The 25,865-nt window shown below is 44.8% G+C and carries 21 protein-coding genes; 11 read left to right on the top strand and 10 right to left on the bottom strand.

Annotation, left to right across the window (positions count from 1 at the left end; genetic code table 11):
* Positions 1-76 precede the first annotated feature (76 nt).
* Positions 77-748 carry a 2-C-methyl-D-erythritol 4-phosphate cytidylyltransferase gene (locus LZZ85_RS15950; protein WP_237873955.1) on the top strand — a complete coding sequence of 224 codons (672 nt, stop codon included), beginning with the start codon at positions 77-79 and terminating at the stop codon, positions 746-748.
* A 747-nt stretch (positions 749-1,495) separates the two neighbouring features.
* Here LZZ85_RS15950 and LZZ85_RS15945 read toward each other — a convergent pair.
* From LZZ85_RS15945 to LZZ85_RS15920, 6 genes are all read right to left on the bottom strand, one after another.
* Entirely contained in the window at positions 1,496-2,422 is a 927-nt protein-coding gene (locus LZZ85_RS15945; protein ID WP_237873953.1) for a GNAT family N-acetyltransferase, read from the bottom strand.
* A complete protein-coding gene (locus tag LZZ85_RS15940; protein WP_237873951.1) occupies positions 2,419-5,286 on the bottom strand; it encodes a M1 family metallopeptidase in 2,868 nt (955 codons plus the stop codon). Before LZZ85_RS15940 ends, LZZ85_RS15945 begins: the two co-directional genes overlap by 4 nt.
* A gap of 24 nt (positions 5,287-5,310) precedes the next feature.
* The gene (locus LZZ85_RS15935) at positions 5,311-6,879 is read right to left on the bottom strand and encodes a M1 family metallopeptidase (RefSeq protein WP_237873949.1); all 1,569 of its coding nucleotides are present in this window, start codon (positions 6,877-6,879) and stop codon (positions 5,311-5,313) included.
* 168 nt (positions 6,880-7,047) lie between these two features.
* Positions 7,048-8,472 (bottom strand): sugar transferase, encoded by a 1,425-nt coding sequence (locus tag LZZ85_RS15930; protein ID WP_237873947.1) that lies wholly within the window; start codon positions 8,470-8,472, stop codon positions 7,048-7,050.
* A 5-nt stretch (positions 8,473-8,477) separates the two neighbouring features.
* Complete coding sequence (locus LZZ85_RS15925; protein ID WP_237873945.1) at positions 8,478-9,452, bottom strand: Gfo/Idh/MocA family oxidoreductase; 975 nt, start codon at positions 9,450-9,452, stop codon at positions 8,478-8,480.
* A 186-nt stretch (positions 9,453-9,638) separates the two neighbouring features.
* A complete protein-coding gene (locus tag LZZ85_RS15920; protein ID WP_237873943.1) occupies positions 9,639-10,382 on the bottom strand; it encodes a murein L,D-transpeptidase catalytic domain family protein in 744 nt (247 codons plus the stop codon).
* Positions 10,383-10,741: 359 nt separating this feature from the next.
* Between LZZ85_RS15920 and LZZ85_RS15915 the strand changes: the two genes are divergently transcribed.
* From LZZ85_RS15915 to LZZ85_RS15890, 6 genes are all read left to right on the top strand, one after another.
* Positions 10,742-13,612, top strand: coding sequence for a glycoside hydrolase family 31 protein (locus tag LZZ85_RS15915; RefSeq protein ID WP_237873941.1), 2,871 nt, complete (start codon positions 10,742-10,744; stop codon positions 13,610-13,612).
* Positions 13,613-13,896: 284 nt separating this feature from the next.
* Positions 13,897-14,163 (top strand): RNA-binding regulator, encoded by a 267-nt coding sequence (rbp, locus tag LZZ85_RS15910; protein ID WP_237873939.1) that lies wholly within the window; start codon positions 13,897-13,899, stop codon positions 14,161-14,163.
* A gap of 77 nt (positions 14,164-14,240) precedes the next feature.
* Entirely contained in the window at positions 14,241-14,552 is a 312-nt protein-coding gene (locus LZZ85_RS15905; protein ID WP_237873937.1) for a hypothetical protein, read from the top strand.
* Positions 14,549-14,809: a short-chain dehydrogenase gene (locus LZZ85_RS15900; protein WP_237873935.1), complete on the top strand. Its 261-nt coding sequence runs from the start codon at positions 14,549-14,551 to the stop codon at positions 14,807-14,809. Before LZZ85_RS15905 ends, LZZ85_RS15900 begins: the two co-directional genes overlap by 4 nt.
* 59 nt (positions 14,810-14,868) lie before the next feature.
* Positions 14,869-15,315 carry a cold-shock protein gene (locus LZZ85_RS28600; RefSeq protein WP_284698429.1) on the top strand — a complete coding sequence of 149 codons (447 nt, stop codon included), beginning with the start codon at positions 14,869-14,871 and terminating at the stop codon, positions 15,313-15,315.
* A 75-nt stretch (positions 15,316-15,390) separates the two neighbouring features.
* Positions 15,391-16,422 (top strand): fatty acid desaturase, encoded by a 1,032-nt coding sequence (locus LZZ85_RS15890; protein WP_237873933.1) that lies wholly within the window; start codon positions 15,391-15,393, stop codon positions 16,420-16,422.
* Between the two features lie 2 nt (positions 16,423-16,424).
* Here LZZ85_RS15890 and LZZ85_RS15885 read toward each other — a convergent pair whose 3' ends face one another.
* Positions 16,425-17,021, bottom strand: coding sequence for a hypothetical protein (locus LZZ85_RS15885; protein ID WP_237873925.1), 597 nt, complete (start codon positions 17,019-17,021; stop codon positions 16,425-16,427).
* Positions 17,022-17,133: 112 nt separating this feature from the next.
* Here LZZ85_RS15885 and LZZ85_RS15880 point away from each other — a divergent pair, with 112 nt between their 5' ends.
* Entirely contained in the window at positions 17,134-18,150 is a 1,017-nt protein-coding gene (locus tag LZZ85_RS15880; RefSeq protein WP_237873924.1) for a metal-dependent hydrolase, read from the top strand.
* 113 nt (positions 18,151-18,263) lie between these two features.
* Here LZZ85_RS15880 and LZZ85_RS15875 read toward each other — a convergent pair whose 3' ends face one another.
* A complete protein-coding gene (locus LZZ85_RS15875; protein ID WP_237873923.1) occupies positions 18,264-19,418 on the bottom strand; it encodes a phospholipase D-like domain-containing protein in 1,155 nt (384 codons plus the stop codon).
* A 4-nt stretch (positions 19,419-19,422) separates the two neighbouring features.
* The gene (locus tag LZZ85_RS15870; RefSeq protein ID WP_237873921.1) at positions 19,423-19,740 is read right to left on the bottom strand and encodes a BON domain-containing protein; all 318 of its coding nucleotides are present in this window, start codon (positions 19,738-19,740) and stop codon (positions 19,423-19,425) included.
* A 234-nt stretch (positions 19,741-19,974) separates the two neighbouring features.
* Here LZZ85_RS15870 and LZZ85_RS15865 point away from each other — a divergent pair, with 234 nt between their 5' ends.
* Positions 19,975-20,850, top strand: coding sequence for a glutamate--tRNA ligase family protein (locus LZZ85_RS15865; protein WP_237873919.1), 876 nt, complete (start codon positions 19,975-19,977; stop codon positions 20,848-20,850).
* Between the two features lie 111 nt (positions 20,851-20,961).
* Positions 20,962-21,327 (top strand): phage holin family protein, encoded by a 366-nt coding sequence (locus LZZ85_RS15860; protein ID WP_237873917.1) that lies wholly within the window; start codon positions 20,962-20,964, stop codon positions 21,325-21,327.
* A 14-nt stretch (positions 21,328-21,341) separates the two neighbouring features.
* On the opposite strand, the gene LZZ85_RS15855 is transcribed toward LZZ85_RS15860, so the two are convergent.
* Positions 21,342-22,349 carry a LacI family DNA-binding transcriptional regulator gene (locus LZZ85_RS15855; RefSeq protein WP_237873916.1) on the bottom strand — a complete coding sequence of 336 codons (1,008 nt, stop codon included), beginning with the start codon at positions 22,347-22,349 and terminating at the stop codon, positions 21,342-21,344.
* 360 nt (positions 22,350-22,709) lie between these two features.
* Between LZZ85_RS15855 and LZZ85_RS15850 the strand changes: the two genes are divergently transcribed.
* On the top strand, positions 22,710-25,850 hold the full coding sequence (locus LZZ85_RS15850; protein ID WP_237873915.1) for a SusC/RagA family TonB-linked outer membrane protein: 3,141 nt from the start codon (positions 22,710-22,712) through the stop codon (positions 25,848-25,850).
* The last annotated feature ends 15 nt before the right edge of the window (positions 25,851-25,865 follow it).

Genomic DNA, 25,865 nt, shown 5'->3' with positions numbered 1-25,865 from the left:
GAACGCAGTGATATTTTAAAGGGGAAGGATGCTATTCGTGCTAATTCGAACTCTCATTCGTGTTACATTTGTGTCTATGAAAAAATATGCAATAATCGTGGCTGGTGGATCCGGCAGCAGGATGGGAGGAAGTGTTCCAAAGCAGTTCATGCTTCTTAAAGACAAGCCCGTTCTGTATTACTCCATAAAAACTTTTCTGGAAACTTATATAGATCTCCAGGTGATACTGGTATTGCCCGTGGAGTATACTGATATGGGACAGGAGATCATTGATGCATACTTTGATAAAGACCGCATCCGTATCACGGCTGGTGGCGATTCACGTTTTCAGTCTGTAAAAAACGGACTCAGCCTGGTTGAAGAAGATTCCGTTGTATTTGTGCATGATGGCGTTCGTTGCCTGATCTCGTCTGATCTTATTCGCCGCTGCTATGCCATGGCGACAGAAACAGGCAGTGCTGTGCCTGTTGTGCCGAGCAAAGACAGCATTCGTGTGCTGACCGAAGATGGGAATGAAGCAGCTGACAGGAATACGATCATGCTTGTGCAAACGCCACAGGTTTTTCATAGCAAAATACTGATCCCTGCGTTTCAGATCGACTATAAAGATAAATTTACTGATGAGGCAACGGTTGTGGAGGCTTTCGGCTTAAAGATCTCGCTGGTAGAAGGTGAAGAACGGAATATTAAAATTACAAAGCCCGTGGATATGCTCGTGGCGGAAAAGTTATTGGTTGAGGGGGCATAGAAGTGTTAGGTTCAATAATTTCAATGTTTAATGTTCCGTAGCGATAAATAAAACTGAAGGGTATCGTTCTTGAAAGCTGCAGAGAGTGCAGCTTTTTTGTGTTTAATTGGGAGGAGATGAATGGATAGAATTGTCATTCTGAAAATACCTCATTGATTAACTATGGATCTGAAGCAAAGTTGAGAGGACGAGTTTCTTCCCCTTATATTGCCGGTTGTCTATTCACCGTTATACTCCCGTTATTTTCCCCGGAGATGTTGTGTTTTTCCCATGGATTCACTTTTGCGTACAGCGATATTTACAACAGAGAAATTTCTTAGTCACCGTCATTTTCAGGACTGGTGGAGGAGGGCAGTCCTGAAAAGGGCGGTGCGTTTTTTTTATTGCATCTATGATCAAAAAAAGGAAGAATGAGATAGGAAATGTGGAATGATACAATTGAAAAGTGGGCGACGACAGTCAAACGCAGCAATGCGATTGCTGTCGTATGCCCATTTCTGGCCTGCGCGCGCGGCGAATGAATCTGCGCGTGGGGAAGTGAACGTGTTGTGGCGTGCGCAGCGGCCAAAGGATCGTAGCGAACGACGGGTATATTAACCCGCCCCAGGGAAAGTATAGAGCCCCGGGACTTATTAAACCTTCTGCGATGTACTACCCTTTGTAACCTTTAAACTTTCAAACTTTTACTTACTAAACCTACCAAACCTTCCCATCCCTCCATTCCCACCTCTTCCTCCTGATCCCACACTACTCCTTCTTTGCCCATCTAAGATAGAAAGGCAGCCTGTTTAACCGTAGAGCTGAATAATTTTCTTCTACGGCTCCGAAGCTGCTATAGAAAAAAGCAAGATTTCTTACATCTGAGCCTTCGAAATCAAGTAGCAGATCCCTGCCCGCGTGGTCCTGTATAAATGCGTCGATCAGGGCATGGGATGCTCCAAGGGTTCTTCCGTCAGGATGATTACCAACGAGGATGTAATAAGCCCGGTTGTGCGAAAAGAAAAAAATGCATGATGCGATCAATATATCTTTTGCGGAAAGGATCCCGTAGCAAATAGCCTGCTTCCGCTGATGAAGCTGATCATACAGCATTTTAAAACGCTCTATATTGTCCGTTGATTCTTTGGTATAATGACGCATTTGCGCAACGGCCAGTTCAATCACACGGTCGGCTTCGATATCCTTTATAGCTCTGCAACCAAACTGTTTGGATTTCTTTATGTTCCGTTGTGTATTCTCCCGGTATGCATTGTACAGTTGTTCATAAGATTGATTCAAGGGCAATACGAAGTTTTTGCGGATGTATAGGGGGTAGTTCTCTACCGGAAGTAGATTGTGGTGATTGAGGTAAATGTCCCAGTGACGGAATCTCGAAGGAACGGCATCGAAAAAAGATCTAAGGAGATCACTGCTCAGATCATTCCCAAATACACCCAGCTGTGCGGCAAGGAATGGCTGATACAGGTAAGCGATACCATATTTCTTATTCCAGGTAAGCGGCATTACTGCGTCGTAGTCGCCGAATACAAGGCCGTCCCAGTGAATGGCCATCTGGTTTAAATAGTAGGAGTAACCATATATCACTCCATTCTTCGCACCGGCAATACACCGGTCCCACTTCTGCTGGTCAATCTCTTTATTCGTAAGATATTTTATCGGGTAATGTCTGCTCATTCAAGCGCTAAGTTACGGTTGATCTTGCGCAGACTGAAATGAGAAATATCGATGGAGAAGGAGATCTTTTTCCAGAATTTCTTATCTGCGATCGTTGAATTGATATAATCCTTGTATACGGAGCTGTACAGGAGGGGAATGTAGATATTCACGGTCTCATTCAGCAAAGGGATCTGTAAACCCGCATCGTAAAGAAAACGGTCTTCATTGGAATTTCTTTTCCAGGCATCTGCATAGGTTCCGATGTCAAGAAAGAACTTCAGCGGGATCTTAATGGGTAGCAGGCTGAGAGGATTGATAGATGACGGTATACTCGAGCTCAGATTGATCGCGGCAAGCCAGTTATCTGTTTTACCTATCTTATCAGCAAGCAGATCTGTTCTGACTTTGAAAGCACCGTCCCTCACCATGATCTGCTGACTGGCTGTTCCTTCGAAGGCATTGCGTCCGGCGAAGTAATCGCTATAGGTATAGTCTTCTCTTCCGTTAGCGCCAGTCATGTTAAGATGGTAGCGGTCCGTCTGAATTTGTTTGGAAAACGTTTTTGAGGAAGTATAGAAAAACTTACCGGCAAACAAGCGAAGATCCAGGCCTCCGCCTTTTGCATAGTTAAAGAAGTAATTTCCGGTAAATCCGGCGCGAACAAAATCTGTTCCCTGCTCGATCTTTAATTCTCCCCGGTAGGGATATAATGCCCGGTTGTTTTCCCAAACAAGCATCAGCTGGTTGAGCGTTCTGTTATTGTTTATGACCCGATACTTGCTGGCAACAGAGGTATCTGTACCGACGATCGTAGTATCATTATAGAACTGTAAAGCATCTTCCGAGATCATAAAGGTTTTGAACTGTATGTAACGGTTCATGGTGCTTTTAGGATTCTTTTCCGTCAGTACAAATCTTACCGAAGGAACGATCTTGTGAAAAGACAGGGAAGTCGTTTTCCCGCTGTCTTTAAATTCATTTATACCAAATGCGGAAGCACTAACACCAATCCTGATCTTTCTGAATGCTCCATTATCCGGGTGAAAGGAGTAATTAACAAGGCCCGTACCGGCCAGCTTTTTAATACCTGTGCTGTACATTGGGGCTACAAAGAACTGAAGGGGAGAGGGAGGGAATTTATAATTGGTAAAAAATAATCCAAGAGCGATATTATCATATTTGTTTGTTCCGATAGCCGGACCGATACTGATGAGATTTTTTACGGGAGACGAAATGTAATTTGCGATAGATCGTGGGCTGGTAAATACAACGCGCGTACCTCCCGGAATAGAATTAGGTAATGGCCCTGTCTTATCAAGGTAAGAAAATAAACTATCCTGGGGAACCCCCAAACTTTTTGAGATGCTTTCTTTCAGATCCGCTGGTTGAGGATGCCTGAATTTCCACTGTTCGTAATATGCCTGTATTGCATTATCCAATTTGTCACGACCGTATTTTGCTTCGAGATAAGATAACCAATCTGCGGTTTTGAGATAAGCCATTAACGCATAATTGATCTCCGATAAGCTGTCGCTTGGCGTATTGATGGGTTGGTCTTTTTTTAGTGCGACAACAGTATTTACGAAAAGTGTTGCCATGTCTTTCGAATGATAAGATGTATTCCCGAATTTAGCATCTCCGGCAGGGTACTTCAATTGGCTATGCCGGTTTTCATAGTAGGAATTCAGTCCCTCATCCATCCATGGATATTGCCTTTCATTGCTGCCGAGGATCCCATAGAACCAGTTGTGGCCAATTTCGTGTTCGATCACTTTGTCAAGTGCGATCTCACTTTCTGCAGGGGGGATCAGTGTGATTGTCGGGTATTCCATTCCGGCGCCATATCCCTTCGGCCCCTGTACCACGCTGACATTTTTGTAAGGATATTCGCCGATCCAGCGGCTCCTGTTCCTTACAGCAGTTTTTGCATAGGCTACACTATGCTGCCACTGGGATTTTTCCTCCGGAAGATAATAGCTCGCCACATCCACAAGTTTTCCTGAAGGGAGGCGACACGTGTCCATATCAACAATAAAACGTTTATCAGCAAACCATGCGAAATCATGAATACGGCTTTCTTTGAACGTAAGCGTTTTTGTTTTTACTGCTGAGGAGGGATATTGCTGGTACGTAGTCTTATAAGATCCTGCTTTTGTTTTGATCTTTATCTTTTCAGGTTTCCAGTCAAAAGAAGATCTTGTACGCAGCCAGTTCTTCTCAGCGTCATCCTGAAGTTCTCCCGTTGCTGCAACAACATAGTTTTCAGGAACCGTTACGCGGACTTCAAAGCTTCCGAATTCGCTGTAGAATTCTCCCTGATCGAGGTAAGGCATCGGATGCCATCCCTGGCGGTCATATACCGCCGGCTTGGGGTACCATTGCGTTGCCTGGTAGCTTTCACCAATATGTCCGCCTCTTGAAAAGTTGTAGGGTAGCTGAACATGAAATGGGGTAGTGATGACTATTTTCTTTCCGGGCAACAATGGGGATGGAAGAACTAACTGGACGATGTCTATATAATTAGGATGATCAACGGTTTCAGCTGTCTCATTGTCCACTTTGAAATTCAGCTTATTGATATAGCCTTTGTCATCGCTACCGGAGAAATAAAATGCGGTGTTACCATTTTGCAATTGCTGATCTGTAAAAGCTGTGCGGTCGTTTTTATAAGCGTTTGGCCAAAGATGTATCCAGATGAACCGGAGTGTGTCAGGCGAATGGTTAATGTATTCCATTCTTTCAAAACCTTCCAGCGAATGTTGTTTGTCATTCAGTGATACATCAATGGAATAATTTACTTCCTGCTGCCAGTAAGATTGTGCGCCGGCGATTCTTGCAGAGCACAGGGCAACGACTAAAATTGTAAACCTTACAAGCAGCATGAGAATTGAATTTGCAATAAAATATTAAAACCCTTCTTTTCTATTGAGAAGCATAAACAGGTTATCAACGCTTTTATTAAGAACTTTTTCAAACGCTGCTTTAAAATCTTCCGGGTAAGGATGTTTGAACTTCCAGTCAGAATAATACTTTTGGAGAGCTTCGTCTACCTTTTCACGTCCGATGGAGCTTTCAACAATAAACATCCAGATGGCGGTTTTCAGATAAATGACGGCGGCATATTTGTCTTTATCGGGGAAGTCAGCCGATGGTGTTTCGATCGCACCGTCCATAGGGATCTGTATCATTGCGCCATAGATCGCATCCTGGAATTCGCCCACGCTCTTTTTCTTTACTTCTTCGGGAATGGCATCGCCAAAAATGCTGCTGCTTCTGTATTTCTCCGCTTCATAGCGAAACTGGTAATAGGAATTGATGCCTTCGTCCATCCATGCATGATCGCGTTCATTGCTGCCGATGATGCCGTAGAACCAGTTGTGACCTACTTCGTGTGTGATCACTCCATCGAGGCCTTCTCCATTGGCTTCAGGGCTGGTGATCAATGTGATCATCGGGTATTCCATGCCTCCTGAAGCGACATTCTTGGGACCTTCCACTGCCTGAACCACAGGATAGGGATATTCACCGATCCAGCCGGAATAACGACGTACAGCATCTTCCACATAGCCTACGCTTTTATCCCAGTTCTTGTTTCCCTGCTCGTAGCTGTAGGTTAATACATCTATGACCTTTCCGCTTGCGAGAGCAGCTGTATCGTATCGAATGATAAAATCTTTATCGGCAAACCAGGCAAAGTCGTGGATATTCTCGCCTTTGAAAGAAAGTGTTTTTTCTTTTTTCTCTTTGGTGCTGTACTTCTTCAGTTTTGCCCCGGTTTTGTTATTGGCTTCCCCGAGAGCTTTATATGTTTTGAATTCTTCTTCATTCTGCATCGTTCCGGTTGCTCCTACTACATAGGCTGATGGAACGGTAATGTTTACGGCAAAGCTTCCGAATTCGCTATAGAACTCACCATGGTCGAGGTACGGGATGGGATGCCATCCTTTGCGGTCGTAGACGGCGGGTTTAGGATACCACTGACAGATGATATAGGATTGATCAAGATGACCGGAGCGGGAAGAATAAGTGGGGATCTTAACAGAGAACGGGGTGGTAATGGTCACCTGTTGTTTGGGCAAAAGTTCTTTTGGCAACAATACTTTGATGATGTCTATATTTTCCGGATCGGGTTCTGTTGTTGCTTTTTGTCCATTGACATTGAAGTCAAGCTGATCAATATAACCGTTCTCTTTCATTGCGTCCCATCTTTTACGGCCGTCTGCTTCTTTCAGGATCTGTTTTGCATAAGCGGTGTTTTCATTTTTATAGGCATTGGGCCACAGGTGGAACCAGATATAGCGGAGTGTGTCTGGGGAATTATTAATGTATTCGAGCCTGAGATCTCCTTTTAATGTATGCGCTTTATCATTAAGAGCAACGTTGATGGAGTAATTGACTTCCTGCTGCCAGTACTGGGCAAAGGAAGCAAAGCATAATAGCTGGGCAATAGTCAGGAAAAGGATGTTTTTTTTCACCGGATTCGTTTTTCCAAAAATACGCGAATGCGCACGAATGGCCGCTAATTATCACGAATACAGTTTTCGGACATGGAGATTTTTTTAGAACGAGGATCGGAGCGATGTTGTCTTTGTAGGAGACCAACCAGTCGCGTGTGTCCGCGGCTAATCCAGAGGATCTGTGAACTATTTACCCTTTCCTTTGAAGATGATCCGCACTGTATGTATCATGATCTTAAAATCCAGTGCGAGGGAGGTGTTTTCGATATAGAGCAGGTCGAATTTGCTGCGTTCTATCATCTGGTCTACGTTTTCAGCGTAGCCGAACTGCAGCATTCCCCAGCTGGTGAGCCCTGGTTTTACCTTCAGCAGGTATTTGTAATAGGGGTGTTGGCGGATGATCTGGTCGATAAAATAGCGTCGTTCCGGGCGAGGGCCTACAAGGCTCATATCGCCTTTCAGGATATTCCACAGTTGCGGCAGTTCATCGATCCTCCATTTTCGCATAACCTTTCCCCAGCGTGTGATCCGGGGATCGTTATCTGATGATAATGCGGGTCCACCGGTTTCTGCCTCCACGATCATTGATCTGAACTTGTACATTCTGAACGGGCGGCCTTTGTATCCGATCCTTTCCTGTGAGTAGAAGACAGGACCTTTGGAGGATAAGGTAACGCGGATCATGGCCAGGATCATCAGCGGGGACAAAAAAATCAGCCCGGTAATAGAAGCGACCACATCGATCAGCCGCTTTACATGTTCCTGCCACAGCGGCATCAGTCCTGTATTGAGATCGATCAGTACCGGTCCCATTACATTGTTCGTTTTTACTGATCCTGAAAGAATATCCATCATATCCGGCTGGATCTTGATGCGCACATCCTTTTCGCTGAGCCGGCCCAGGAGATCTTCCAGCAGATCACTTTGTGTTTTATCCAACGCCAGAACGATAAGCCTGATATCATTTCTGTCGATCACGCGTTCGAGGTCGGCGAAGTCTCCGGCCACCGGGAGTTGCGGATTTCCAGAAAGGTGATCCCCGTCTATAGTTGGAATGAAGCCCGTATAACGGTAGCCTCCGTTCTGCAGATGCTTTTGTGTTTTCTGATAAATAACGGATGCATTGCTACTGCGGCCAACAATAAGTGTATTAAAGAAAACGTCTCCACCAAGCAATTGCGTTTTTACTTTCCGGAGGATCAGCCAGCGTCCAAAAAAGATGAGAAAGAAATGAGTAAAAAATAAAGCAGGCAACGCCCGGTTATAATAGCCGGCGGCCGATGATGTTTGTACGTCGTCCATCACAAAAATGAAAAACAGCAAGGTTGTGCCAACAATGCAGCAAAAGAGAGTGGAGCTGAATTCGTTCAATCTGGATTTCGGATACAGGGAATGATAGGAGCCGGCTATGGTAAACAGGGCAAGCCATCCCAATGGGATCAGGAGTGTGGCGGTTATGAAGTACTTATCCAGTACCTGAAATTCAGTATCGGCAGATGGGTCATTCAGTAACGATCTGCGGATGAAATAGCAAACAGCCCAGGCCAGGCCAGCCATCAGGTAATCCGATACAACATACCAGGCGATGGATATTTGTTTGCCTGTACTCATTTATTTCAACGGGTGATAATGTTGTTGCCTATCTTTCCAAGGATCTTGTGTGCAACATCCATGGCCATGAACCCATCGATCTCGGACACGATTGGTTTTGTATTGTTCTGGATGGCTGCTTTGAATTCTTCCAGCTCACGTTTGATCGCGTTCACTTCGGGAACAGCCGGGTTTGCCACTGCGATCGTTTTTACACCGGAAGGGGTTTCGATATCGAATGCAAATACGTTGGAATCCTGCGCTTCTTTCAGTTTAATGATCTCTGTTTTCTTATTAAGAAAATCTATCCCGATATAAGCATCTTTCTGGAATAAACGCATTTTTCTCATCTTCTTCATCGAGATGCGGCTGCTGGTGAGGTTTGCCACGCAGCCATTGTGGAATTCTATACGTACGTTAGCGATATCCGGCGTTTCTGTCATCACACCAACACCGCTTGCTGAAATATTTTTTACATCGCTTTTGACAATACTTAATACGATATCGATATCATGGATCATCAGGTCCAGGATCACGCTTACTTCTGTGCCGCGCGGATTGAATTGTGCAAGACGATGTACTTCAATGAACATCGGGCTCAGGGCGGCATCTTTCAGTGCGAGGAAGGCCGGGTTGAATCTTTCCACATGACCTACCTGAACTTTACTCCCTGATTCCTTGGCAAGAGCTACCAGTTGACGGGCTTCCTCCATTGTATGGGCCAGCGGTTTTTCCACGAAAACATGCTTCCCTTTTTTGATAGCTTTCTCACACCACTGAAAATGGTGGTTCGTCGGAGTAACTACATCGATGGCATCGCAGGCATCCATCAGGGCGTCCGGATCAAGAAAACGGACGAGCTGATATTTTTCAGACACTTCCTTCGCCGTATCATCATGCGGATCGTAGAATCCGACGATCTCCACATCGGGAATTTCCTTCCAGTTATTCAAATGAAATTTGCCCAGATGACCCACGCCATACACTCCGATCTTTAGCATAGAAAAGAATTAATATTCAAAGATAAAGATTGAGAAGCAATTAGTAAGAGAGATGTTATTTGAAGGGAAGGCTATAGTGACCGGAAATAAAAAAACCTTCCATCAGGAAGGTTCTGCTCTTTCAGTTTGTTATTCGATCGGCTGAACGATCTTCTTTCAATAATTGAATCGTCAGCAGCCCGACGCCTAATTCAACATCGCTGACCTGCTGGTGTAGCTCTTTCCCGGTTCGTAAATGAAAAAGCAGGTATTGTTCTTGATCGTATTAATGATTGGTTGAGCTTCCCTTTCAGGTACTGCTGGGCAGCCCTGGCTGCGGCCGATATACCCCTGGTTAGCGACATATGATTCGTCTACATAATCGGCTCCATGCACCACGATCGCGCGGTTATACGCATTGTCATTGATCCCTTTCTCAACACCATTCAGTTTTAATGAATAGCCGTGTTTGCCGTTGTATGTTTCGCCGGTAACATAAAAACCGGGACTGCTTTTATAGGAAGAAGAACTGTTTGAGAAGGAGGTAGCAACCTCTTTGCCTGAATTACGGCCGTGCGCTACCAGCGTATTGAAAAGAACTTTGTATTCCTTCAAGTCGAGGATGTACAAACGTTTCTGGCTGCTTGGCTGACTGAAATCAGCGATCGCCAGGATGGAATCATTGCTCAGCTTTCCTTCGCGAAACAATTTGTTCCAGCCTTTCTGTGCATAGTCAAATGCCTGACGGCTCAGCCCAATTGTTTCAAGATGCAGGCTGTCGTACACAGACATTACCGGCATCCCTGTACCGGTGGAATCTTCACCAGTGGTGGCGAAAGCCGAAAACGTCCGGGAGCCAAAAACGTTCTTCCCGAACGCAAATGGCAGATGTAAGATCGCAATAATAATGGAGGATAGCAGGAGGTAGACTCCTTTCAATTTGTTTTTCATAGACATTGTTTAACCATCTGCCTTTTGGGCAGGACATTAAATTTAAAGAAAAATATAAAACGCAATAAAATTTCTCAGAGTTGATATGCTATTGATATCCTTCCCAAAAGACAAAGACGGTTATGGTTTTGATACGCCGGAAGCGTATTCGAAGAGATGCAATATTAGCAATTAGTATGCCGCAAGTATCGTTTTTCTTATAGTTTTCTAATAAAAAAATTATCTTCTCTTAATATGATTAATAGAATACTCTTATTTGTAATATTATAATAGCAGTTTCTTTGTATAAATTATCTAATGGGATCTTCTCCCGGAAAATGTTCTAATTTTCATAGATTATCCATAAAAGCATCCCCGAGATGAAAGCAGCCATATATCATATTTTTTTCCTTTTTATAACTACTATTTTTTCCCAATTGCTCAATGCTGCTCCAGGCGACCAACGATTCCGTCTGGTGGATGATGGTGTGCTGATCTTCCCCGACCAGCGATTTTCTCCCGGGATCAGAACGGTGAAGGTGCAGGTTGTAACAGACCGGATACTCAGGGTCATTGCTTCACCACAGGAGATCGTGGCGGGTAATAACCTCGTGGTGACCCTTGCTATCCCTGCCGGGAAATTTAACACTTCTGTGACGGACAGTTCGATCACTATAAAAACCGCCGGAATAAGTGCTACCGCAAACCTGTTTTCCGGCGCCGTCTACTTTAGTGATGCCAGCGGCAGAACCCTGTTTGAAGAAAGAAAATCCGGAGGGCGGAATATCACCCCTGTCATCTGGGAAGGCCAATCGCTGTACCGCCTTCAGCAGTCCTTCGAACTCGCCGGCGATGATGCCATCTATGGCCTGGGTCAGCACCAGGAAGATGCATTTAATTACAGGGGGCAACAGGTCATTTTATTTCAGAATAATACAGAAGTTGCCGTCCCATTTATACTATCATCGAAAAATTATGGCGTATTGTGGGATAACGGCTCTTATTCCAAAGTTGGGGATACCAGGTCATTTCTTCCGTTATCTTCCTTACAGCTCTTTGACAGGAACAACAATGCCGGATGGCTTACAGCTATCTACCGGAATGATAAAAATAAGCAACAGGAGATTGCATTTGAAAAGGCAGAGTCGGTCATCGACTATGCCTATCTCGGCGACACCAAAATGAAGTTGCCTGCAGATTTTGCGATCCAGAAGGGAAGCGTCACCTGGGAAGGTGCAATTGCGGGTCCGCGTACCGGTGAGTATAAACTCCGCTTTACATACGCGGGATATCTGAAAGTCTGGATCGATGGAAAACTTCTGTTCGATAAATGGAGGCAGGCATGGAATCCTGGGGCGGGTGTGATCAATCTTCCAATGGAGAAGGACAAGAAGAAAAATATAAAGATCGAGTGGATACCGGATGGAGGTGAATCATACCTGACCGCCAACTGGCTTCCACCCGCGGATCCGGGCTGGGAAAATGCATTCAGCTTTGATTCCGAAGCAGGCCGGCAGATCGATTACTATGTGGTTGCGGGTAATAACATGGATGAAGTGATCAGCGGTTACCGGGAACTTACCGGCAAAGCTCAGATCGTTCCGAAATGGGCGATGGGCTTCTGGCAGAGCCGGGAGCGATATAAAACACAGGCCGAATTACTGAATACAGCGGCGGAATTCAGGAAAAGAAAGATCCCGCTGGACAATATTGTGCTGGACTGGAGTTACTGGAAACAGGATGACTGGGGTAGCCAGGACTTTGACAGCACCCGTTTCCCAAACCCAACCGCCATGATCGATCAGTTGCATAAGGACTATAAAATGCAACTGATGATCTCTGTTTGGCCAAAATTTTATGAAGGCATTGAGGCATATAAAAAGTTTGATGCAAATGGATGGTTGTATAAAAGAAATATTGCTGACCGCCAGCGCGACTGGATCGCGCAGGGCTACACGTCCACTTTTTATGATGCATTCAATGAAAACGCGCGTAAAGGCTTTTGGGATCTGATCCATTACAAACTTTATGTGAGGGGTATTGATGCATGGTGGATGGATGCCAGTGAGCCGGATATCCTGTCCAATGTATCCCCGCAAAAGCGGAAAGAGCAGATGACGCCTAACGCATTCGGAACAGCAGCGGAGTCGCTCAACATGTACCCTCTTCAGAATGCGAAAGGCATTTATGAAGGGCAGCGAAGTGTTGATCCAAATAAAAGGGTGTTCCTTCTTACCCGTTCAGGCTTTGCCGGCTCACAACGATACGCCGCTACCATCTGGAGCGGAGACATTGCGTCCCGCTGGGAGGATATGAAATCACAGATCAGCGCCGGTTTGAATTTTTCTATGTCGGGACTTCCTTACTGGACCATGGATATTGGTGGCTTTTCTGTCGAGCCGAGGTTTGAAAAGCCGAATGACGCAGATCTTGCTGAATGGCGGGAGCTGATGACAAGGTGGTATCAGTTTGGTGCGTTTGTTCCATTGTTCCGCTCTCACGGGCAGTTTCCTTTCCGCGAGATCTATAATATTGCACCGGAAGAACATCCTGCTTACAAGAGCATGCTGTATTATAACAAACTCCGCTACCGGCTGATGCCTTACATCTATACTCTTGCCGGCAATGCGTATCATCATAATGCGACCATCATGCGCGGGCTGGTAATGGATTTCGGAAAAGATCCTGTGGTGAAGAATATTGGGGATCAGTTCATGTTTGGCCCTTCGTTACTGATCAATCCGGTGTATACGTATCAGCAAACACAGCGGAAATTGTACCTGCCAGCAGGTGTCGACTGGTATGATCTGTATACGGGCGGTCACTTTGCCGGTGGGCAGACCATTGCTGCCGAATCTCCTTACGGGGTCATACCTGTGTACGTAAAAGCAGGATCGATCATTCCGACCGGGCCGGAAATTGAATATACAGCGCAACGTTCAGCAGATCCACTGATCGTGTATGTGTACGCGGGAAGCAATGGCTCATTCGATCTGTATGAAGATGAGGGGCTTAATTATAACTATGAGAAAGGGGCTTTTTCCGGGATAAGATTTGAATATAATGATGCGGCGCGCACATTAACCATTGGTGACCGGAAAGGAAGTTTTAGCGGAATGTTGCAGAGCCGGACGTTATACATCCAACTGGTCAAACCAGGAAAGCCTTCGGGGATGGATTTCAAACCTTCCGGAAGGAAGGTCTTATACAGGGGCAAAAAGCTTGTAGTGGATCTTGAAGCATCGCGTTAGTACCGGTCATGACCCGCAACATTGAGCTTGCTTTAAAAGAATTATGATTTCTTAAATAGCTAAGGGCCTGTCTTTTACGGGAAGCTTACCCATGTACCGTCCAAATAAATCCCTGAAACGGCTTTAAATAGACTACCTTCATTGAAAGTGATTTAAGCTACTTCAACAATCAGTCCGGATCGGTTTAATTTTTTACTCTTAGAATCAAGTAATTAATCGTAATTTCCTCTTTGCTCCTTGCTGGCGTCCCTTTATCACTATTTATCACAAAAAAATAGTAGTGTATGAACATGTATGTATCAAATCTAGGGTACCACGTTACCGGAGATGATCTGAAAGCTTTATTTGAACAATTTGGAGCAGTTTCTTCAGCAAAAATAGTGACCGACAGGGAAACTGGTAGAAGCAGGGGGTTTGGTTTTGTCGAAATGGACTCTGAAGATGAATCCAGGCAGGCAATGGAAAAGTTGAATGGCAAAGATGTGGAAGGCAGAGCTATTTCTGTTACGCAGGCAAGGGATAAGGCTCCAAGATCAAATAGCAAATGGTAATGTTGATTTTGAATAGTAGAAATTGAAACGTTGGTTTCTGCGGGTAGGATTTCTTCATTTATTATCAAACATTACAGATGCAGTATCAGAAAGAAGATATGATCGGCGAGTTCTATCAATGGGAAAGCGATAAAATGTCTGATGCGGTTGACAGGGCGCCGAGCCGCCGCGCATTTGACCGTTTCAATGGTCATCATGTGCTCTATATTATCAATTATTACGTAACACTGACCAATAAATTTTCGAAAGAATATTGTCAGGTGCTTGAAAGAAAGATCTCACAGGATCTTCCGATAGACCTCAGGAGTGAATTGTCCGTTTTTAACTGGATCAATATATCTTCTGAAAATGACGCAAACATTGGCTCAGTATTAAATACAAGAATATGAACAACGAGGATATAGAAAAGTTTCTTAAAACGAAGATGAAAAAAAATACACCTGTGCGTATCAATTTCAAGACAAGGAAGCCATTCCTCGGCTTGTTCATCGAAGAACCTGATTATGGTGAACTGAGCCGCAAAAATCTTTGGAGGATCGTCAGTGAAACCAAGTTTGATGAGTTCAGCTCTTCAGGCAATACTGATCTTGCCAGGATCTTTAATGGCGCGGAATTCACAAAGCTTGAAGCAACCGGCACCAAATAATATTTGCAATCGATTTTAAACCATCTTATATAACAATAATCGGAAACTTAAAGTAAACTATGGCGAAATCAAAAGAATCATTCAACAAAAAAGAAAAGGAAAAAAAGAAGCAAAAACAAAGACAGGAGAAAGAGGAAAGAAAGGAAGAACGTAAAGCAGGGGCGAAGAAAGGCAAAAGTCTCGAGGAGATGATGGCCTATATTGATGAGAATGGAAACATCTCTTCAACACCTCCTGACCCAAGCAAAGCAAAAGTGTTCAACACCGAGGATATTGAAATTGGTGTTCCAAAGCGTTTGCATGTAGATGACCCGATACTTACAGGAACAGTATCCTTTTTTAATTTGGCGAAAGGTTTTGGTTTCATCATGGCCAAAGAAACCGGTCAGCGTATATTCGTACACATCAACAACTTGAAAGAGCCGCTGAATGAGGGCGATAAAGTGAGTTTTGAAGTGGAGATGGGAGATCGTGGACCTTCAGCGATCAACGTTAGCAAAATCTGATTTTTCTTATAAAGAAATTAGCCCCGTCCAGTTTCTGGCGGGGCAATTTATTATCAATAACCCCGTTTTGAGGACATGGCATTTATAGACAATATCCTGCAGAAACCTTCTTATGGTTGGAGTGATGAAAAGGGCGAACTGATCGTTCCTTCGACACGTCAGCTTTGGGCAGAAGCATTTTCCAGGATCAATATTTTTAAGTCCAGGAAAAACTGGATCTCCCTTATCAGCTGGGCGATGGCTGTCTGTATGTTGCCATTTCTTATTTTTTTCTTCTGGTTTTATTTTTCCTGGTGGCTGGTGGGAGCAATCGTGCTATACACGATGATCATCATGGGAACCCACGGTACCATTTGGTTTCACCGTTTCTGTACCCATAAAGCCTACCAGTTCCGTCATCCAATCTGGCGGTTGATGACCCAGAATCTTGTGATCAAGACATTCCCGGAAGAGATCTATGTGGTCTCTCACCATGTGCATCATGCAAAATCCGACCAGCCGGGTGATCCCTACAATCCACAGGGTGGATTTATGTACTGCATGCTTTCCGATGTAAACCATCAAAGCATTTCGAAAGACCTTAATGAAGCGGACTATGGCCGTGTTGCGAAATTCCTTAAGCATACCGGTGTCAGCATCAATACCTATAAGCAGTACCAGAAATGGGGCTCTGTTGCCACTCCCTTATACACGATCACTTTATGGATCCTGAACTGGGCTTTCTGGTATGCTGCCTTTTTCCTGATCGGCGGACATGGTCTTGCCTGTGCAATGTTTTCCGCAGCGATGATCTGGTTTGTTGGAGTACGCGGATTCAATTACACCGGCCATGGAAAAGGGAAGGAAATGCACGTTGACGGGATAGACTTTGACAGAAGCAACTTATCCATCAATCAGACAAGACCTGGCCTATTTGCCGGAGAATGGCATAATAATCACCACCTGTATCCCGGAAGCGCAAGAGCCGGATTCTTACCTAACCAGATAGACCTCGCGTGGATCTATATTTACTGTATGTACAAAATAGGGGTGGTAGCTTCCTATCACGATTCCAAAAAAGATTTCTTACGTAAGTATGGACCTAAGCCTGAACTGAAGGAAGCCTGAGTTCAGGACTCTCCTTCTTTTTTTGCCGCTGCTTTTTTTTCCGCCCGGATGAGGCTGGTCCATACAGACATGTACTTTTTTTGATACTTAGGGTCAGGCTCGGATTCAATCAGATCAATTGATATTTTTCTGACATTCTCGTTCTTCTGACTGTTATATATTTTCCGAAGTACTTCGGTTATATCATAACGGATCAGTGTATAGTTTTTTTCGCTTTTGCACGACCTGAACCGTTCAGAAAGTTTGGAGACGACCAGGTCCCGCATGACGGGAGAAACAAGTGCAGGTTTCCATAGTGATTGCAGCGTATGTCTTGCAGTTACAAATTTTTCATCCTTCGTGCCTTCCATCAGTTTATCAAGATCCGTTTTCATCCGCTCTTCTGGATCGCTCTTAGCCAGGTTGCTGAGGAGTTGAGCAGCGATCGATCGCTGGTGATTATCTCCCTCTTTCAGCATTTTCAGCAGATCATTCCATACATCATAAGCCCAATCCACGGGTTGCTGGGTTTCCTTGATCAGATATTGAAAAGACTCATATCTTGAATTGGCATCTGTATTATGAAGATTCTCAAGATGTTTTTTTGTCAATGCGTCCATCGGAAATTATTTTTACGGCTGGCAACAAATTATTTCTGGTCACAAAAGTAATAATAGCGGGACGAATGATCTCTAACTGGTAAGGCTTTTGTACTTATTAATTTAAAAGGTATTGGATTCTTTAACGCATATCGTTCTTGGTGCCTGTATCGGCGAAGCTGTTGCCGGAAGGCAGTTGGGTAAAAAAGCCATGCTGATCGGTGCTATTGCTCAAAGTATTCCGGATATTGATTTTATTGCGGCATTTTTTCTGAGCGATACAAAAGATATCGTGGCTCACCGCGGCATTACGCATTCACTGCTGTTTGTGATCGTTGTTTCTTTACTGCTTGCGCAGTTAGGGGCGAGGATGTTCCGCGACCGGTCGATGAGTTTAAAGCGGTGGATCCTGCTGTTTGGTGTGAATATGTTCGTTCATGTATTCATAGACAGTTTCAATGCGTATGGTACAGGCTGGTTTGAGCCATTTTCTTCAGCCAGGTTTTCCTTTAATGTGTTATACGTTGCTGATCCGTTATTCTCGGTCTGGCCTTTTTTTGCTGCGTTGCTATTGCTCATCATCCGGAGAAACAATCTCCGGCGGCCGCTTTTTTGGAAGATAGGTATTGGGCTGAGCGTGATCTATCTTTTCTATGCACTTTATAACAAATGGGATACAGATAAAGCTGTTCGCAGAAACCTGGAGGCGCAGCATTTGCCGGCAGATGAATACTTCACCACTCCAACACTTTTTAATACGTTGCTGTGGCAGGTTACCGTTCGTGATGGGAATGGGTATCACATCGCCTATCGTTCCGTGTTTGACAGGAATGATAAAATGGATTTTGCCTGGTTCCCCCGCCAGGATTCGCTACTCGATCTTGTTGAAAATAAGGATGAAGTGCGCGACCTCGAACAATTTGCCGCAGGTTATTATACCGTCGACAAGCGGAATGACACACTTCTTTTCAATGTGATCCGCTTTGGCCAGATAGCCGGCTGGGACAATCCGCATGCGCGCTTTGCCTTCTATTATTACTGTGACCGGCCCGGGGCCAATAATATGGTTGTTCAGCGCGGCCGTTTTGAAGCCTGGGACAGGAATACGACTAAATCTTTTTTGACGCGAATATTCGCAAATGGCCGCTGATAGGCGCGAATACTTTTCGTGGCATTGAATAGTTCCGGCGTTTAGAACAACCGCAGCGAAGATCCAATTATAACGGAATATGTTCTTGGGTCACCCCTTTCCGTTCAGTGCCTTTACTCGCGTTGCCTGAAGTAGAACGTACTTACCGTCATCATCATCCTTACCATTTGAAATGCACTCCATTGGAAAAATTGTTTTACGGAGAATAATTTCGTTTTGTACGTCGATGATGTAACGGCAATGCATTTTTCTGTAATGATCTGCTCTATTTCTTTGCTTACAGAATTGACAAAATGGTTGTCCTTAACATCGAGGTTTAATTCAATGCTGGCATAACGGCTGATGTTATTGATGTTGTAGGAACCAATGGTAAGGAATTCATCATCGGCAATGGCCATTTTCGCATGAAGAACAGTTGGTTGGTATTCGTACAGTTCAAAATGATGACGGAGCATCCAGCGATACAGGTATCGTTCGGCATATTTTGAAACAGGTACATCCGATATAGATGCCATCACCACGCGAATCTTAACGCCTCTTGCTGCTGCTTTCTTTAAAAGCTGCCGGAATTTGGTTCCGGGCAAAAAGTAAGCGCAGACAATAGTGATTGAATGTTGTGCTGATCTAAAGACCTCCGTATAGGTTCTGGTGATCTCCTGCTTTCGTTTGACCCAGTCATTCCTCCTTACCCTGACAGAAATATGATGCTGTGTGTCTGTTTCCGTGTAGCTGTGTTTATCAGGCTTCCTTTTGCGGGAGCGTCTTTTCTTCGCCCACAATTCTTCGCAGATCTTGTGCAATTCAGCAGAAACGGATCCATCCGTAAAGAGCGCGACGTCGAGCCACGCAGGTGTATCCGGCAGATCGTTGTAACGGTCTGCAATATTCAGCCCTCCTACAAGAGAAAACCGGGCATCTGTTACGATGATCTTATGGTGAAGGCGCCGGCCAAAATAAAGATGCCTGCTTTGGATCAGCGGCTCGAAAAACCGGAAATTGATCCCGGCGTCTTTCATTTCCAGTTGGGTCTTCTCAGAAAGATCCTGCGATGCATACCCATCCGCGAGAACATATACCTGGACATTTCTTTTTGCCGCAGCTATCAGGCAGTTAACGATCCTGGTGCCGGTTGTGTCATCACCAAGAATATATGTCTGCAGATGGATGGTATGCCGCGCTGAATCTACCATCCTGCACACAGTATCAAAAAAATCACTGCCGCTATGTACGAGTTTTATGTTGTTGTTCGGTGTATATCTGGTGGACATATCATCATTCGTCTTTTTCTTTCTCCTGATCATCATTCGTCATCGATGCCATGCTGGAGGCAGCGCTTTCTCTCCGGATCTTTATCTTGTTATCGATCTTCCTGACTCCTTTTACGGTAAATACAACCAGAACTGTTTGTTCCGCTGCTTTCGTATCCGCGACGGTGCCTGATAATACCACTGAACTGTCCTGCACCGTTGTTTGAACATCTGATGTATCCCACCCCATCACCGCAGACAGTTTGCGGTGAATTTCCTGCTCAATTTTCTGGTCTTCATATGTACGCAGGCGTGCAGCGTCATTTTCGTCGAGCTTTGCCATCACAGAGTTTTTCTTTTTGTATCAAAAACTGAACCTTATTGGTCTGGCTCCGAAATCGCGGTAGCTCCTATGGTCGATGGCGGTCAGGAAGGGGCGCAGTTATTTCCTGTAGACAGTCGCTGTGTAATTAGATTCCCGGGTGAGGATCGTTTTACACAGTCGGATGCAGCGTACGTCCATGGTATTTGTCAGACCGGCAGGCAGCGTTATCTTTAAAGCTGTTAAAAGACACAAATGGTATACCGCCAAACACGTCTGGCCCCAACTCCAAGTGGTTTTCTGCATCTCGGCAATGTTTTATCGTTCGCCGTTACTGCATACCTCGCAAGGCGATCCGGTGCAGGCATCCTGCTACGGATAGATGATATGGACAGGGAGCGCGTACAGCCAGGATACATACAGGATGTCTTTGATACACTGGCATATCTCGACATACCTTTTGATAAGGGGCCTGTCAATGCAGCCTCGTTCGAAGTTTCTTTTTCACAAAGACAACGGATGAGCCTATATGAAAAAGCTTTATCTGAGCTGAGGAGCATGAATGCACTATTTGCCTGCACCTGCTCACGAACGCAGCTTGCCTCAGATGGGATTGACAGTATATATCCCGGAACCTGCCGTCATAAGAATATTCCTTTAGATACACCTGGCGCTGCCTGGCGTTTATATACCGATGAGCGGCCATTAACGATCATCGGGGTTTCGGGTGATCAGATAAGCCAGCAATTGCCGAAGAATATGTATGACTTTATAGTCCGGAAGAGAGATGGATATCCCGCTTACCAGCTGACTTCGTTGATGGATGACCTGTTCTGGAAGGTCGATCTGATCGTACGGGGAGCTGACCTGCTGCCGTCCACCCTCGCGCAACTCTTTCTCGCCCAGATCATGAACAGGCCAGCATTTTCAGAGACGCATTTTTTCCATCATCTTTTATTATCCTCATCTGACGGACAGAAATTTTCCAAGTCGGCCGGTGCGACGTCGATCAATTTCCTGAGAAATGAAGGGAGAACCTCGAAAGATATTTTCTCGTTAATAGGAGAGAAGGCCGGCTTTAAAGGGATAACCGATTGGAGAGCGTTAGGGCAAGCGGTAACGGGGTTGTAATGATCGTGGTGTTCGGTCGTTTAGCAATGACGAATTTGCCGCATACCCGCGAGGGCTAACTTTTAGCGTTTTTAACTATTCAACATTGAAACTTTTAGATACTTTTGGCTTATGAGACTGATCCTTCATCTCCTCGTCATTGCGGCGATCGCTTATATACTTTCGCAGGTATTGCCGGGCGTTCATATCAAAAGTTATGGTACGGCCATCATATTTGCAATCGTACTTGGTCTGTTGAACGTATTTCTCCGCCCGTTACTGATCCTGGTCACCCTGCCTCTGACCATATTCACCTTCGGCTTATTCATTTTTGTCATCAACACCCTGATGGTACTAATCGCCGGCGAGTGGATCAAAAATTTCCAGGTGGATAGTTTCTGGCATGGACTACTCTTCAGCCTGATCCTTTCCTTTACAACCTCAACTTTGTTCCGTGAGGAGCGCAGGCAAAGGGAGAAAGGAACAAAAAAGGCCTGAGATATCTATTCCTTTTAGCATCCGGTTGACTTCCTTTTGATCAATACTGATTTCAGGATCGAGTAATGATTTTTAATATTTTTCATTTTGATTGCTTCGAACAAAATAGAAGCAGCTTGTTTACCTATTTCAAATGCAGGCTGAGTGATCGTTGTAAGTGACGGGTTAAGAAATGCAGCTGTTTCAAGGTTTGCAAAGCTGATCACTTTTACTTCTTCAGGAATAGGTATGTGAAGCTCCGCGCAAGCCTGGTATGTATTGATAGCAAGTTTTTCGACTGATGCAAAAATTCCATCCGGCCGGTCTTTTCTTTCCATCAGCTCACGGATAAATGCATAATTCATTTGCTGATTATCTGTACAGGCGATGATAAGATCTTCCTGAACAGGGATCTGATGATCATTCAATGCCTGCATATATCCCTGCATTCTCTTTTTGCCAATGGAAAGATCCTTTGGTATGGCGAGATGGGCAATACGGCGACACCCCTGTTCTATCAGGTGAGCAGTTGCCTTATACCCACTTTCATAATCATCCGTTGTCACTTTAGCTGCTTCAAGGTCTTCAAACACCCGGTCAAAGAACACAAGGGGCAGCATTTTCTTATGCAGATCATAAAGATGTTCATTCTCATTGTTATTGGAAGAAAGGGACATCAATACTCCGTCTACGCGTCCGTTCTGAAGCAGTTGTGTGATCTCTACTTCCTTTTGATAGTCTTCATGCGTGAGATAGATCAGCACGTGATAGCCGTGTTGCCGGGCAATGGACTCAATACCATTAATAGCTAACGTAAAAAAGTTATTGGCGATCTCGGGAATGATCACTGCGATCGTTTTGCTCTTTTGCTTGCGCAAACTGCGGGCATACGGGTTGGGTTGATAGTGCAGCGCATCTGCAAGTTCCTGTACGCGCCTTTTTGTTTCGGGTGTGATCTCATAGCTATCGTTAAGTGCTTTTGAGACGGTTGAGATAGATAAATTCAGTTGCAGGGCAAGCTCTTTCAGGTTCACTGATTTCATGATAAAGGTTCAACTTTCGGCCAAGGTATTGTTTTTTTCTTCGTTTTAGAAAACGTTTTCGTAAAAAAAGCGGACGTTTTCGTTCCCTGTGTAATAAAATTTAGACAACTTAACAGCGGAATTACAATTGTCCGACTGAGAAAAGAACAAGCTGGATGTTGGTAGTGTCTGTTTTTAGAACGTCTCGTTTTAAAAACGGAGTTGCCGATAGCGGCTTAATCTTTTTCTTGTTTGTATAATAAGGTCTGTGATTTTCGACACAGGCCATCATTGAAAAATGATATTCCTGCCGGTACCGGGTAGCAAATGGGTACACTGTAACTTTTTTAGAATCTAACTGTAAACAAAAACGATTGCTGTATGAGAGTCGAATCCTCCTCAGGCATTCAGCCTTTCCGTGTGCGGAAATGGCTAGTATGTTTTTTCCTTCTATCTATTGTACAACTGCACAATTCCCTTCTTTTCGCACAGGCGAAGACTGTATCCGGCATCGTGAATGATGCAAAGGGTGCACCAATGCCGGGGGTGAACGTAACAGTGAAAGGAACCAACAATGGTGTGGTAACTGACACGAAAGGTGCGTATTCGATCAGCGCTGAAGTAGGCGCCGTACTTACCTTCTCTTTTGCCGGGTATAACAGTGTCGATCAGACTGTTGATGGACGTGAAACCTTTAATGTAAATCTTACCGAGAATCCTCAGTCGCTAGAGAATGTTGTCGTGATCGGTTATGGAACACAACGTAAGGCAAATCTTAGCGGTGCAGTGGCCCAGGTTGGTGGTAAAGATCTGATCAACCGTCCTGTTCCTAACGTTACCGGTGCATTGCAGGGAGTACTTCCTGGCGTAACTGTTGTGAGAGGAAGCGGAAAGCCTGGTGGTGAAGGCTTAGGTGTCCGGATCCGTGGTTTCACCTCTGCGAATGGCGCTGATGCGCTGGTTCTTGTCGATGGAGTAGAGCAGGATATGAACCTGATCGATGCGAATGATGTTGAGTCGATCTCTGTTTTGAAAGACGCCTCTGCTTCCGCTATCTACGGTGCACGTGCGGCCGCGGGTGTAATCCTGATCACAACTAAAAAAGGTGCACCAGGAAAAACGCGTATTGGTTTCAACAGCTATTATGGTGTTAATATCACAGCACGTCAGCCACAAAGATTGAATTCATGGGACGAGCAGATCCTGATCAACGAATCACGGGTAAACGCAACCGGTAGCCCTGAGTTCAACGCAGAGCAGATCGAATGGTTGATGAACCCTAACTTCTCCGTTCGTCCAAACCCGACACAAGACAGATGGGAGTATTTTGGAAATAATGATTGGATCAAAGAAGGGATGGATAAGATCAACCACATGCAAAACTATTCCATGAATGTTAGCGGTGGCGAACAGAAACTGAACTATCTCCTTTCGGGAAGCTATTACAAACGCGATGGCGTATTGAGATACGGGCCTGATGATAACTTCCGTACAAACCTGAAGCTGAACGTAAATGCAGAAGTGAGCAAGTATGTCAGCGTTTCAGTGACTACAAACTATATCGGTTCTGTCACCAGGGAGAATTCATTTGGTACAGACCAGATCATTAACCGGCTTTACCGCAGCCGCGCCAGGCAAACGCTTTATGCGCCTGAAATGGTAAACGGCCAGATCTACAATGGTGACCTGCAGATCAATGCGGTTGATATTGAAAAGAATGCCGGCATGGAAAAGCGCGACTACGAGACCTTTACAGGTCGTGTGGGTGTCCAGATAAAGAATGTCGTAAAGGGTTTGACATTTGATGTGATCGGGTGGAGAAACCAGAACACATACAATATGGAAAACAACAGCCGCAGTTTATTCTGGTACGGACGTACTGCAGGAACTGTTCGTTTCAGCGTCAATGATCCAAACTCGATCACGCTTACAAAAAACAAGGCTTATCAGAATAACCTGCAGGGCTACTTAACCTATTCGCTGAAAAAGGGCGATCATGACTTTAAGATCATGCAGGGAGCTTCTTATGAAGAATACCGGAAGGATGAATTCACCGCCAATGCGAAGAAGATGATCACGAATGATTTCTTTGCAATAGGCCTGGGTGATCCTTTGCTTACAACGAGCAATGACAGAGTTGAAACATGGGCGCTTGGTTCCATGTTCGGACGATTCAATTATAACTTCCGCAGCAAATACTTCTTTGAAGCATCGTATCGTTATGACGGAAGCTCACGTCTTGCTCCGCAAAACCGTTGGGATCTTTTCCCTTCCATGTCAGCCGCCTGGAGGATCAGCGAAGAAAATTTCATTAAGGATAATTTAAGTTTTATTGACAATCTGAAACTGAGAGCTTCATGGGGTAACCTGGGTAATGGCTCTCCTTTGGGACTGTATCCTTATATTCCTTTGCTGACAAGCGGTCTTTCTACTTCGAATAATCTCGTGTTCAATGGTCAACGCACACAATATTTTTACCAGGGTGTGCTTGCTTCACCGGATGTGACCTGGGAAACTGTTCGTCAGACAAACGTGGGCCTTGATATCGGTTTGCTGAAAAACAGGCTGAGCATTACCGCTGAATATTATGTGAAGCGTAACATTGACATGCTTGCGCCTTTGAACCTGCCTAATATCATTGGTATCGCTACTCCTTCGTTTAACGTAGGTGAGTTGAAAAGCTGGGGTACCGAACTTGAAGTGAAATGGAGAGACAGGGTTGGTAAAGACTTTGAATACCGCGTAGGATTCAATATCGCAGACAACCAGAATGAACTCGTTAAATATAATGCAGCAAATACGATCAATGGACCTGGCGTTGTTGGCTTCCTTGAGGGATATCCAATGAATACAGTTTGGGGTTATCGTACAGCTCCCGGATATTTTAATTCAGTGGATGAAGTAAATGCCTACAAATCAAAAGTTACTCCACTCTTTCCTGGTATCGGGCCTGGCGATATACAATACCTGGATCTGAACGGCAATGGCAGGATCGATGCGGGTGAGAATAACCCTTCTAATCCTGGCGATCTTATTTTCCTTGGCACAACGAATGCACGTTATACATATGGATTCGATGTTGGATTCACCTGGAAACGTTTTGACTTCTCTGCATTTTTCCAGGGGGCATTGAAAAGAACTTTTCTTGTGGACCAGGGAACGCTTGCTCCGATGTTTGGAACGGCGGATATGCCATGGACAATTCATATGGATCGCTGGACTCCGGAAAACAACAATGCCTATTTCCCGCGTATGTACCAGACAAGTGCACATAACTACCTGGCGTCAGACAGATGGGCCCAGAATGGGAACTATCTGCGTTTAAAAAACATCCAGGTAGGATACGTGCTGCCGATCAACAAGAAATATGTACGCGATATGAAAGTGTACGTATCTGGCCAGGATCTCTGGGAGTCAACAAAAGTGCTGAGCGTATTTGACCCTGAAGTGGGTAACAACGTAAGCGCAACTTCTTATCCATTCTATCGTACGATTTCTTTTGGTCTCAGCTTCACCCTTTAATTCAAGGAGGAATTT

The organism is Terrimonas ginsenosidimutans (assembly GCF_022012415.1).
GTDB classification, from domain to species: Bacteria; Bacteroidota; Bacteroidia; order Chitinophagales; family Chitinophagaceae; genus Terrimonas_A; species Terrimonas_A ginsenosidimutans.
This window is presented reverse-complemented; position numbering and strand designations above follow the sequence as displayed.

Bases quoted from the DNA above. Each gene is read 5' to 3' on its own strand.
- LZZ85_RS15945 (WP_237873953.1), bottom strand. From the start codon at position 2,422: ATGAGCAGACATTACCCGATAAAATATCTTACGAATAAAGAGATTGAC.
- LZZ85_RS15850 (WP_237873915.1), top strand. From the start codon at position 22,710: ATGAGAGTCGAATCCTCCTCAGGCATTCAGCCTTTCCGTGTGCGGAAA.
- LZZ85_RS28600 (WP_284698429.1), top strand. From the start codon at position 14,869: ATGGCGAAATCAAAAGAATCATTCAACAAAAAAGAAAAGGAAAAAAAG.
- LZZ85_RS15940 (WP_237873951.1), bottom strand. From the start codon at position 5,286: ATGCTGCTTGTAAGGTTTACAATTTTAGTCGTTGCCCTGTGCTCTGCA.
- LZZ85_RS15950 (WP_237873955.1), top strand. From the start codon at position 77: ATGAAAAAATATGCAATAATCGTGGCTGGTGGATCCGGCAGCAGGATG.
- LZZ85_RS15930 (WP_237873947.1), bottom strand. From the start codon at position 8,472: ATGAGTACAGGCAAACAAATATCCATCGCCTGGTATGTTGTATCGGAT.
- LZZ85_RS15905 (WP_237873937.1), top strand. From the start codon at position 14,241: ATGCAGTATCAGAAAGAAGATATGATCGGCGAGTTCTATCAATGGGAA.
- LZZ85_RS15870 (WP_237873921.1), bottom strand. From the start codon at position 19,740: ATGGCAAAGCTCGACGAAAATGACGCTGCACGCCTGCGTACATATGAA.
- LZZ85_RS15885 (WP_237873925.1), bottom strand. From the start codon at position 17,021: ATGGACGCATTGACAAAAAAACATCTTGAGAATCTTCATAATACAGAT.
- LZZ85_RS15915 (WP_237873941.1), top strand. From the start codon at position 10,742: ATGAAAGCAGCCATATATCATATTTTTTTCCTTTTTATAACTACTATT.
- LZZ85_RS15865 (WP_237873919.1), top strand. From the start codon at position 19,975: ATGGTATACCGCCAAACACGTCTGGCCCCAACTCCAAGTGGTTTTCTG.
- LZZ85_RS15925 (WP_237873945.1), bottom strand. From the start codon at position 9,452: ATGCTAAAGATCGGAGTGTATGGCGTGGGTCATCTGGGCAAATTTCAT.
- LZZ85_RS15860 (WP_237873917.1), top strand. From the start codon at position 20,962: ATGAGACTGATCCTTCATCTCCTCGTCATTGCGGCGATCGCTTATATA.
- LZZ85_RS15920 (WP_237873943.1), bottom strand. From the start codon at position 10,382: ATGAAAAACAAATTGAAAGGAGTCTACCTCCTGCTATCCTCCATTATT.
- LZZ85_RS15875 (WP_237873923.1), bottom strand. From the start codon at position 19,418: ATGTCCACCAGATATACACCGAACAACAACATAAAACTCGTACATAGC.
- LZZ85_RS15855 (WP_237873916.1), bottom strand. From the start codon at position 22,349: ATGAAATCAGTGAACCTGAAAGAGCTTGCCCTGCAACTGAATTTATCT.
- rbp (WP_237873939.1), top strand. From the start codon at position 13,897: ATGAACATGTATGTATCAAATCTAGGGTACCACGTTACCGGAGATGAT.
- LZZ85_RS15900 (WP_237873935.1), top strand. From the start codon at position 14,549: ATGAACAACGAGGATATAGAAAAGTTTCTTAAAACGAAGATGAAAAAA.
- LZZ85_RS15890 (WP_237873933.1), top strand. From the start codon at position 15,391: ATGGCATTTATAGACAATATCCTGCAGAAACCTTCTTATGGTTGGAGT.